Here is a 1,004-nt window from a genome sequence, read left to right as displayed (position 1 = left end):
TGGGGGAGCGTGGGGGCTCAGGCCGGCGCCGGGCCGCCCCAAGGCGGCCTGCGGCCCCCTCGGGGGGCAGCGACCCACACGAARTGGGGGAGCGTGGGGGCTCAGGCCGGCGCCGGGCCGCCCCAAGGCGGCCTGCGGCCCCCTCGGGGGGCAGCGACCCACACGAAGTGGGGGAGCGTGGGGGCCACTCACTCCACCTTGACATTGGCGCTCTTGACCAGCTTGACCCAGAACTTGCCGTCCTCGGCCAGGAACGTGTCGAACTGCCCGGGCGACGAAGACAGCGACACCTCGGTGCCGTCGCGCGCCAGCGATGCCTTGACCGAGGGCTGCTGCATCGCGGTCGTCGTGGCATCGAAGATCTTCTTGACGATCGCGGGCGGCGTGCCGGCCGGCACGAACATGCCGTACCAGAATTCGAGGTTGTAGTCGGGAAGCCCCGCCTCTTTCATGCCCGGCAGCCCCGGCACCAGCGGCGAGCGCTCGCGGGTGCTGACGGCGAGCGCGCGCAACCGGCCGCCGCTCGCCATCGGCAGCACCGACGGCGAGGTGCCGAAGGTCAGCTGGGTGTCGCCCGCCATCACCGACTGGATCGCGAGGCTGCCGCCCCGGTAAGGGATGTGCGTCATCTCCACGCCGGTGACCTGGCTGAACAGCGCTGCGCCGAGGTGCGGCGCCGAACCGTTGCCCGAAGTCGAGTAGTTGAGCTTGCCGGGGTCCTTCTTCGCCGCCGCGATCAGGTCGGCGATCGACTGGATGCCGGTGGCCGGATTCACCGCCAGCACCAGCGGCGAGGTCGTCATCTTGGTGACCGCCGTGAGGTCGCGCGCCGAGTAGGTCAGCCTGGCATTGAGCGCCGGGTTCACCGAGATGCTGCTGGGGCTGGCGATCAGCAGCGTGTAGCCATCGGGCGGCGCCTTGGCCACCAGGTCCGCCGCGATGCTGGAGCCGTTGCCCGGCTTGTTGTCGACCACCACCGGCTGGCCGAGCGCCCTGCCCAGCGC

The 1,004-nt window shown here is 71.3% G+C and carries 1 protein-coding gene; it reads right to left on the bottom strand.

Features of this window, described 5'->3' with window-relative positions:
• Positions 1-188: 188 nt before the first annotated feature.
• Positions 189-1,004, bottom strand: an 816-nt coding sequence (locus AC1D2E_RS35945) for a tripartite tricarboxylate transporter substrate binding protein (RefSeq protein ID WP_478201808.1), incomplete at its 5' end; no start/stop codon positions are given.

It is taken from the genome of Variovorax sp. P1_H2 (assembly GCF_056405295.1).
Note: the sequence above shows the minus strand (reverse complement) of the source record. Positions and strands in the feature narration are given on the sequence as shown.